The following is a 9,504-nucleotide window of genomic DNA, read 5'->3' on the forward strand; positions in this document are numbered from 1 at the left end:
CCGAACGGGGCGGGCAAGTCCAGCGCCATTCGCGCGGGGCTGGGACTGACGCCCTTGCACAGCGGCGTGGCGAAGCTGGGCGGCGAGGATGTCCGGCGTCTGTCCGAGCGAGAGCGCGGGGCGCGGGCGGCCTATCTGCCGCAGGAGCGGCATATCGCCTGGAACCTTCCGGCCATCGAGGTGGCGGCCCTGGGCGCGCCCTTCCTGTCATGCGTCGAGGCGCTGGAGCGTGCGCGGGCGGCGTTGGACGAGGTCGTGGGGGGGCATCTGGCCGAGCGCGGCGTGGCCGAGATGTCGGGCGGCGAGCGGGCGCGGGTGCTGCTGGCGCGGGCGCTGGTGGTTCAGGCGCCCTTGCTGCTGGCGGATGAGCCGATCGCCGGGCTGGACCCGGACGCGCAGTTGCTGGTTCTGGAGCGGCTGCGGGCGCGGGCCGATGCGGGCGGGGGCGTGCTGGTCAGTCTGCACGACCTGACGCTGGCGGCGCGGGTGGCGGACCGGGTGGTTGTGCTGGACGCTGGGCGGGTGGTCGCGGATGCGGCGCCGGTCGAGGCCTTGGCGCCGGGGGTGCTGCGGTCAGTCTTTGGTCTTGGCGGGGGTTGGGTCGAGGGACCCGACGGGCCGCTGCTGGCGGCGAGGCGGCTTTCCGGCGGCGGCTGAGCGGCGGGCCGATTGCACTGTGCGGCGAAAAAAACAGTGCAATTAATGCAATGGGCGAGGCTTCAATGCTGCCGTCATCCTCGGGCTTGACCCGAGGATCGGGCTGTCCGCCTGCGCGACCTTGGCGAGGGTGAGCGCGCCCCTGCGCTGGATCCTCGGGTCAAGCCCGAGGATGACGGAGTCAATGGAGCGGGATGGCGGCGCGGGGCGAGATCGCTGCGATGTCAAAGACCAGGAAGGCGATCCTAGCCTGGCTTCTGAGTGCGGCGCGCTGAAGGCTGGAAATGGGGCTGGAAGGCCCGCTGTGGCTGGGTTGGGTCTGCTGAAGATAAAAAGATGGCGGTCGCCCCTCTCGTGATCCGAAAGGGGCGATGCGCGCGTTACGGCTGATAGGAACGCGGGCCGCTGTTGGGCGGGGTGCCGCGGGCAAGGTCGGCGGACGGCGTCAGCGGGGCTGAGCCGCCGTTCAGGCGGGCGCGATAGACCTGCATGTTTTCCATGACCCGCATCATGTAGTTGCGCGTTTCGGTGAAGGGCGCGCATTCGATGAAGTCGATGGGGTCGACCTGCTGGCTGCGCGGGTCGCCGCAGCGGGCCACCCATTGCGGCGGACGGGCGGGGCCGGCGTTGTAGCCGACCGTCGCCAGCAGGGGCGAACCGCCGAAGTTGTTGGTCAACTCCGCCAGATGATAGCTGCCCAGACGCATGTTGACGTCGGGGTCCCACAGTTGATCCGGCGAGAAGGGGAGGCCCATGCGGCGGGCTACGCCCTGGGCCGTGGCGGGCAGGAACTGCATCATGCCGCGCGCGTCGGCGCCGGAGCGCGCCATGGGATCAAAGCTGGATTCCTGGCGCGTGATAGCCAGGGTGAACTCCAGCGGCGCCGCGCCCGAGGTCTGGGGCGGGATGCGCACCGGATACATGCGTTCAGGCATGACGAAGCCGCGCTGGCTGGCGGCGCGACCGACCATCATGGAGCCGAACTGGTCGCCATAGCCCTGCATCAGGTCGAACAGCTGCGACAGGTCGTAGGGCGAGGGCAGGGTGTCGTCGAGGTGATAGGCGAAGACCCGCATCAGCTTCTTTTCACCCGCCGCGCCCAGGATGCGGGTGGCGCGGACGACCTCGTTGCTCTCGAAGCGGTTGACGTCCTCCGGCGTCGGGGCGGGTTCGCCGGGCAGGGTCAGGGTGGTGATCCCGGCCTTTTCGGCGGCGAGCTGGCCGTAGAAGGTCTGCCAGTGTTCGGCGCCCGCCTGATACCAGCGCTGGGCGCCCGCGCGGTCGCCGCGGGCCTCGGCGGCGCGGCCCAGCCAGTAGAGGGCGCGGCCCTGGGTGATCGGGGTGGAGGAGCTGTTGCGCAGAACCTCGAAGTGTTGGGCCGCGGTCGCGGGGTCGTTCAGCTTGGTCAGGGCGACCCAGCCGGCGAAGAACTCGGCGTCCACCTTGCGCTCGCCCGAGGGGAAGCCGTGGCCGTTCATGGCGGCGTAGGCGGCGCGGGGATTTCCCTTCTGCAGGGCGTCGAGGAAGTAGTTGCGGCGCTCGCTCCACAGGGTGTCCTGGCCTTCCTTGTGCGAGGGCGCAGGGGGCAGGGCGGACAGCAGGGGGAAGGCTTCGGACTGGCGACCGGCGGAGCGCAGCAGGCGTGCGCGCTCAAGAACTACGGCCGGGTCGTTGGCGACGGCAGGGCTGAGGCCGGCCACGAGGGCGTCGGGAGAATAGGCGGTGCGCAGGGCCATGACGGCGTTGGCGACGGCCTGACGGTCGGCGGGGACCATATAGACCATGGCGCGGGTCGCCGGGCCGTGCGGGCCGAGCAGCAGCATGTTGAGACGGGCGACGTGATCGTCCGTGTTCAGCCATCCGCCCCAGCGGTTGGCGATCGTGGATTGCTGCGCTTCTTCGAACGAACGATTGCGCCACCAGTCGCGGATCAGGGCCTGGGCTTCGCGGCGCTGGCCCTTTTGCTCCAGGGCCCCGGCCAGGGCGATCGCGCCCTCGGCAGTCGTCGGAGCCGCGCCGTTGAAGAAGGCGACGACGGTATCAGGCGAGGCGTTGGCCATGCCCAGGGCGCGCTCGCCCGCCGCCCGGCGCGAATCACCGCGCGGCCAGTTGGCGAGGTCGGTCTGGGCGCGGGCCAGATCGGTGAAGGACAGCTGTTTGTCCGAGGTGTCGACCAGGGCCCATTCGACCAGCTTCCTGGCCGTCGGGTCGGAAATGCGGCTCATGATCGACTGCGTGCCGATCACGTCGCGGGCGCGGGCCGAGGCCAGACCTTGCTGGAATAGGGCCATGTCCTGGTCGCTGATGACCCCGTTCTGGCTGGAGGCATAGGGCGCAGGCGTGCTGTTCAGCACGTCCTGGGTTGGCGGAGTCAGAATCGCCAGGGCGGCGGCCACGGTCGTCGCGATCATCAGATGTCCGATCCTCATTCATCACTGGTTGCGGCCGAGCGGCGAGCAACCTACGCTCCCTGCCTCTTCAAAAGGGCGGCGTGCCGCCCGAAACTCCGCGCAGGTAACTTGTTTCAATGACCGCCCCCTTGTTCAAGGGCGTGATCACCGCCTTGATCACACCTCTTCGTGACGGAAACGTGGACGAAGGGGCTTTTGAAAAACTCCTGGAACGCCAGATCGCTGCCGGCGTCCATGGCGTGGTCCCTGTCGGCACGACGGGGGAGAGCGCCACCTTGCGCATGGACGAGCACAAGCGGGTGATCGAGCAGTGCGTGAACATCGCCGCGGGCCGCGTGCGCGTGATCGCCGGCGCCGGATCGAACGCCACCCATGAGGCCATCGAGCTGTCGGCCTTCGCCAAGCAGGTCGGGGCTGATGCGACCCTGGTGGTGACGCCCTATTACAACAAGCCGTCTCAGGAAGGCATGATCGCCCATTTCGAGGCGATTTCTGACGCCGTTCAGATTCCCATGATCCTCTACAACGTGCCGAGCCGTTGCGGGGTTGATCTGTCGAACGAGGCGGTCGCGCACCTGGCGAACAATCCGAACATCGTCGGCATCAAGGACGCGACCAGCGACATCTCGCGGGTCAGCTGGATGCGCAGCCATATCAACGGGCCGTTCGACCTGATCAGCGGCGATGACGCCACCTGGCTGGGCTATGCCGCCAGCGGCGGCGTGGGCGTCATCTCGGTGACGTCCAATGTCGCGCCGGAAGCCATGGTCGCCATGTATGACGCCGTCGCGGCGGGCGACTACGCGACGGCGCGGACCTGGCAGGACCGTCTGATCAGCCTGCACAAGGCCCTGTTCCTCGACAACTCGCCGTCGCCGGCCAAGTACGCCCTGGCGAAGCTGGGCCTGTGCGGCGAGGAGGTCCGCCTGCCGCTGTCCCTGACCCGCGACGCCGTCAAGCCGCAGATCGACCAGGCCATGGCGGAAGCCGGGGTTAGCTGATGTCCGCTGATGCGCCCAAGAAGGTGATCGCCGAGAACCGGCGCGCGCGCTTCGACTATTTCCTTGAGGACTATATCGAGGCCGGAATCCAGCTGCTGGGGACCGAGATCAAGGCGCTGCGCGACGGTCGGGCCAATATCGCCGAAAGCTATGCGGCGGTGGAGGGGCGCGAGATCGTCCTGATCAACTCGGACATTCCGCCCTACAAACAGGCCAACCGCTTCAACCACGAGCCGCGCCGCCACCGGAAGCTGCTGCTGCACCGCAAGCAGATCGACAAGCTGATCGGCGCTGTCCAGCGCGACGGGCGGACCATCATTCCGGTCCGGCTGTATCTCAACGAAAAGGGCAAGGCCAAGCTGGAGATCGCTCTGGCCAAGGGCAAGAAGCTGCACGACAAGCGCGAGGCCTCGGCTGAGCGCGACTGGCAGCGCGACAAGGCCCGCCTGATGCGCGACAAGGGCTGAGTTTGCGGTTCCGCTTTGCGGCGGGACCGACGCGCGATAAACGACGATTTCATGGGGCGCGTCTTGCGGAGTTCACGGTGAAGATAGCCGAACGCTGGTTCGTTATGGCGGGCGTCGCCTTGCTTGGCGGCATCGCTCTGGCCGGGCTGGTCGTGGCCGTCTATGCGGCCTGGGTGCTGCATGACATGCCGGATGCGTCCGAGTTGGCGGACTATCGCCCGGCGACGGCCACGCGCGTGTTTGCGGGCGACGGGACCCTGATCGGCGAGTTTTCGGACGAACGCCGCATCTACGTCACCTATGATCAGGTGCCGGAGCAGGTGATCCACGCCTTCCTGGCGGCGGAAGACAGCCACTTCTTCCAGCACGGCGGCATCGACGTGTCCGGCATCGGCCGCGCCATGTTCAAGAACGTCTTCAATGTCGTGTCGGGACGGCGGCTGGAGGGCGGTTCGACCATCACTCAGCAGGTGGCCAAGAACGTCCTGCTGACCAACGAATCCAGCCTGAACCGCAAGTTGAAAGAGGCCATCCTTTCCAGCCGCCTGGAAGCGACCCTGACCAAGGAACAGATCCTCGAACTGTATCTGAACGAGATCTACCTGGGCTATCGCTCCTATGGCGTGGCCTCGGCGGCCTACAACTATTTCGGCAAGTCGCTGAACCAGCTGACGCCCGACGAAGCGGCCTTCCTGGCGGCCCTGCCCAAGGGGCCGAACAACTATAATCCGAAACGCCATCCCGAGGCCGCCAAAGGCCGCCGCGACTGGGTTCTGGGCGAGATGGCCGACAACAGGTGGCTGACGCAGCAGGAACTGGCGACGGCTCTGGCCCGCCCGCTGAACACCCGAGCGGCGCCGCGTCGGGCCGAATACGCCGACGCCGACTTCTTCGTCGAGGAGGCGCGCCGTCGCGCCATCGGCCTGTTCGGTCAGGAAGAGGTCAACCGCGGCGGCTATTACCTGCGCACGACGCTGGATCCCAAGCTGCAGTCCGCCGCGCGCGACGCCCTGATGAACGGTCTGGAGCGCTATGACCGCCGCCACGGCTGGCGCGGCGCCTGGGGCACGACCGATTTCGCACCGGGCTGGCAGGCCGCCGCCCTGAAGAAAAACACCCCGCCGGAACGCCGCACCTGGCAGGCCGCCGCCGTCGAAAGCGTCAGCGGCAACACTGTGCGCGTCCGTTCGGCCAAGGATGACCGCACGGGTTCGCTGATCGTATCCGACGCCGCCTGGGCCAACGCCAACCGTCCGCTGAAGCGCGGCGACCTGATCTTTGTCGAACCGCAAGGCGGCCAGTATGCGCTGAAGCAGGTGCCGGCGGTGAACGGCGCCCTGGTGGCCATCGAGCCGCAGTCGGGCCGGGTCCTGGCCATGGTCGGCGGCTATTCCTACGCCCTGTCCAGCTTCAACCGCGCGACTCAGGCCAAGCGTCAGCCTGGCTCGGCCTACAAGCCCTTCGTCTATGCGGCGGCGCTGGAGGGGGACTTCAACCCCGCCAGCATCGTTCTGGACGCCCCGATCAGCTTCCCCGGCGGCGCCAACGGCGGTCGCTGGACGCCTGAGAACTACAGCCGTCAGTACTATGGCCCCCAGACCGTGCGTCGCGGGCTGGAGCTGTCGCGCAACGTCATGACCGTACGTCTGGCCCAGGCGGTAGGCATGAGGAACATCGTCGATCTGTCCAAGAAGATGGGCGTGGTCGACGACATGTCGCCCAACCTGGCCATGTCGCTGGGGGCAGGGGAGACGACGCCCTATCGCATCACCGCCGCCTACGCCGCCTTCGTCAACGGCGGCCGCCGGGTCGATCCCTATCTGATCGAGATGGTTCAGGACCGGAACGGCCAGACCATTCACCGCGCCGACCGTCGCCAGTGCCGCGACTGCGGCCGGGGCTTCAGCGGCCAGGAATCGCCGCGTCTGCAAGATCGCGGGACCCAGGTCATTGACCCGATCACCGCCTATCAGATGAGCTCGATGCTGGAAGGCGTCATCCAGCGCGGCACCGGGGCCGGGGCGCGCAGCCTGGGTCCCTGGGTCGGCGGCAAGACCGGCACCACCAATGAATACCGCTCGGCCTGGTTCGTCGGTTTCTCCAGCGACATCGTGGTCGGCGTCTTCGTCGGCTTTGACGACAACCGCTCGCTGGGCGGCGGGGAGGCCGGTGCGGCGACCGCCGTGCCGATCTTCACCGACTTCATGACGGTGGCCCTAAAAGAGCGTCCTGCGCGACCCTTCGTACGACCCAAGAACGCCGTCTTCCGCACGGTCAACGGCATTGAGGAAGCCTTCCGGCCCGGCACCGAGCGTCAGATCCGTGAAGAGGCGCCGCGTCCGGTTCAGCCAGTGGGTCCACAGAACTATAACGACGTGATCCGCCGCGAGCAGGAGGCTGCGCAGGCGCCGGCTGCGGCCCCGCCCGCCGCCGTCGCGCCGCCGCCGCCGAAGAAGCAGCCGGCTGAGGACTTGAGCGGGCTCTACTGAGGCTCTAGGTAGACCCACCAACCGGCGCGCCTGTCCGCAGGCGCGCCGGTTTTTCATCTTGCTTTCCCTGTCGGTTCGCACGCGGTGCGGACCTGCTTGAGGGAAGGTGTTTGTTTCGCAGGAGATTGCGATGAGACCGGATGTCGAGGCCATGAAGGCCGACATCGAGCAGAGCGTCGCTCTGCTCAGGAGGCGTCTTTGACTGGGATGTCGCGCTTCGAAAACTGGATGAGCTGAACGCTCGGGTCGAAGATCCGACCCTTTGGGACAACCCGGAACAGGCCCAGGCCGTCAGCCGCGATCGCTCGCGTCTGGAAGCCCAGATCAACAGCGTGCGTGCGCTGGAGACAGGTCTTGAAGACGGCGTCATGCTGGCCGACATGGCCGACGAGGAAGGCGACGAAGCCACCCTCGAAGAGGCCCGCGAGCAACTGCGCGGCGTCAAGGATCGCGCCGCGCGCGCCGAACTTGAGGCCCTGCTGTCCGGCGAGGCCGACGGCAACGACGCCTATCTGGAAGTGAACTCCGGCGCAGGCGGCACCGAGTCCAACGACTGGGCCGGGATGCTGCTGCGGATGTATTCGCGCTGGGCCAAGGCCCACGGCTACGAGGTCACGATCGAGGCCATGGAAGAGGGCGAACAGGCGGGGGTCAAGTCGGCCACCATCCTGATCGAGGGACCCAACGCCTATGGCTGGCTGAAGTCGGAATCGGGCGTGCACCGTCTGGTGCGCATCAGCCCCTATGACGCGGCGGCCAAGCGGCACACCAGCTTCGCCTCTATCGGCGTCTCGCCGGTCGTGGACGATACGATCGAGATCGACATCAACCCGTCGGACGTGCGCACCGACACCTATCGCGCGTCCGGCGCTGGCGGTCAGCACATCAACAAGACCGACTCGGCCGTGCGACTGACGCACATTCCGACGAATACGGTTGTGGCCTGTCAGGCCGGTCGTTCGCAGCACCAGAACCGCGATATGGCGTGGAAGATGCTGCGGGCCCGTCTGTACGAACTGGAACTGCAGAAGCGCGAGGCGGCGGCTCAGGCCCTGGCGGACGCCAAGACGGATATCGGATGGGGACACCAGATCCGATCCTACGTCCTGCAGCCCTATCAGATGGTCAAGGACCTGCGGACCGAGGTCGAGACCTCGGATACTCAAGGGGTGCTGGACGGCGATCTGGACGCCTTCATGGGCGCCGCCCTGGCGGCCCGGGTCGGCGAGACCCGCGACGGGAACTAAAAAAGGGGCGGCCCGCAGGCCGCCCCTTTTCATGCGTGCGAGGCGCCGGATCAGGCGGCGGGCTTGGCCTCGACCTTGTCGGTTTTGGGGGCGGCGAGAGCGGCGGGCTTTTCCGGGGCGTCCAGCATGGAGGCGCCGGGCGTGTCGCGCTTGGCCTGGGTGCAGCGGCCCTGGAACCAGGCGCCTTGTTCGATCGACAGCTGCTCCTGGGTGATGTCGCCTTCGATGCGGGCGGTGGCGAACAGCTTGACCTGCTTGGCGACGATGGCGCCGGAGACGCGGCCGCGCACATCCAGAACGTCGGCGTGGACCGTACCCTCGACCGAGCCACCTTCACCGATGGTGACGCGGACGACGCGGATGTCGCCCTTCAGCGAGCCGTCGACCTGAAGTTCGCCTGCGCCTGAGATATTGCCCTCGTATTTCACGCCGGACGACAGGGTCGACAGGCTGGACGAACGCGAGGCGGCGGGGCGCGACGGTTCAGGCGCGCGCGGCGCGGTGGGCGAGGCCGAGGGCGCGGCGGTTGCGGCAGGCTCCGGCGCGGGCGGGATGCCCAACCCGCCGGACGGGCCGTTGTCGAAGGGTTTGCTCTTGTTGAACATGGTGCTCTCCGCATCTCGCCAGCAAGGCCGGCCTAATCCTACTGTTAGCCCCTTGGGCGGCAGTTAGGGTCAGGTTGGCGACCGAGGCAAGCTTGGCCTCAGAGCTTTGCGTGGATCGAAGTGGCCGTCAGAGAGATTGAGCCGCTTCGAGCACCTGTTCGGCGTGGCCCTTGACCTTGACGTTGCGCCAGACGCGGCGGACCAGACCCGCGCCGTCGATCAGGAAGGTCGCGCGCTCGACGCCCATATACTCGCGGCCATAGAGTTTCTTCATCACCCAGGTTCCATAGGCCTCGCAGACCACGCCCTCCTCGTCCGAGCCGAGAATGACCTTGAGGTCGTGCTTGGCCTTGAAGCGGTCGAGCTTCTTAACCGCATCGCGTGAGACGCCGATGACGACAGCATTGGCGGCGCCGAACGCATCGGCCAGGGCCGAGAAGTCCAGACCCTCGGTCGTGCAGCCGGGGGTGTCGGCCTTGGGATAGAAGTAGAGGACGACCGACTTGCCCTTCAGGCCGGCCAGCGTGACGCGGGCGTCGCCGTCGGTGGCGAGGTCGAACGCGGGGGCGGGCTGGCCTTCGGTGATGTCGGTCATTTTTGATCTCCGCTCATCCCGGCGGACGCCGG

General features: G+C 67.4%; 8 protein-coding genes. 5 read left to right on the forward strand and 3 right to left on the reverse strand.

Translation table 11 applies throughout. The annotated features are described in order from the left end of the window. Positions 1-657, forward strand: a 657-nt coding sequence (locus HX774_RS15070) for an ABC transporter ATP-binding protein (protein WP_178828067.1), incomplete at its 5' end; no start/stop codon positions are given. 380 nt (positions 658-1,037) lie between these two features. On the opposite strand, the gene HX774_RS15075 is transcribed toward HX774_RS15070, so the two are convergent. Further along, complete coding sequence (locus tag HX774_RS15075) at positions 1,038-3,068, reverse strand: lytic transglycosylase domain-containing protein (RefSeq protein ID WP_255500477.1); 2,031 nt, start codon at positions 3,066-3,068, stop codon at positions 1,038-1,040. 116 nt (positions 3,069-3,184) lie between these two features. Here HX774_RS15075 and dapA point away from each other — a divergent pair, with 116 nt between their 5' ends. From dapA to prfB, 4 genes are all read left to right on the forward strand, one after another. After that, a complete protein-coding gene (gene dapA, locus HX774_RS15080) occupies positions 3,185-4,069 on the forward strand; it encodes a 4-hydroxy-tetrahydrodipicolinate synthase (protein ID WP_178828071.1) in 885 nt (294 codons plus the stop codon). Beyond that, positions 4,069-4,536, forward strand: coding sequence for an SsrA-binding protein SmpB (gene smpB / locus HX774_RS15085; RefSeq protein ID WP_114816488.1), 468 nt, complete (start codon positions 4,069-4,071; stop codon positions 4,534-4,536). Before dapA ends, smpB begins: the two co-directional genes overlap by 1 nt. 104 nt (positions 4,537-4,640) lie before the next feature. Then, positions 4,641-7,025 carry a penicillin-binding protein 1A gene (locus HX774_RS15090; protein ID WP_178828205.1) on the forward strand — a complete coding sequence of 795 codons (2,385 nt, stop codon included), beginning with the start codon at positions 4,641-4,643 and terminating at the stop codon, positions 7,023-7,025. A gap of 130 nt (positions 7,026-7,155) precedes the next feature. Further along, positions 7,156-8,272, forward strand: a protein-coding gene (gene prfB / locus HX774_RS15095; RefSeq protein ID WP_178828073.1) for a peptide chain release factor 2 whose coding sequence is annotated in 2 segments (ribosomal slippage) — positions 7,156-7,224 and positions 7,226-8,272 — 1,116 coding nt in all. Because the reading frame shifts where the segments join, the coding sequence is not laid out codon by codon here. A gap of 50 nt (positions 8,273-8,322) precedes the next feature. Here prfB and HX774_RS15100 read toward each other — a convergent pair. Both HX774_RS15100 and HX774_RS15105 read right to left on the reverse strand, forming a co-directional pair. Further along, the gene (locus tag HX774_RS15100; RefSeq protein WP_178828075.1) at positions 8,323-8,877 is read right to left on the reverse strand and encodes a polymer-forming cytoskeletal protein; all 555 of its coding nucleotides are present in this window, start codon (positions 8,875-8,877) and stop codon (positions 8,323-8,325) included. Positions 8,878-9,004: 127 nt separating this feature from the next. Beyond that, complete coding sequence (locus HX774_RS15105; protein WP_178828077.1) at positions 9,005-9,472, reverse strand: peroxiredoxin; 468 nt, start codon at positions 9,470-9,472, stop codon at positions 9,005-9,007. Between the last annotated feature and the right edge of the window lie 32 nt (positions 9,473-9,504).

This window comes from Brevundimonas sp. P7753, assembly GCF_013386595.1.
Classification (GTDB): Bacteria; Pseudomonadota; Alphaproteobacteria; order Caulobacterales; family Caulobacteraceae; genus Brevundimonas; species Brevundimonas bullata.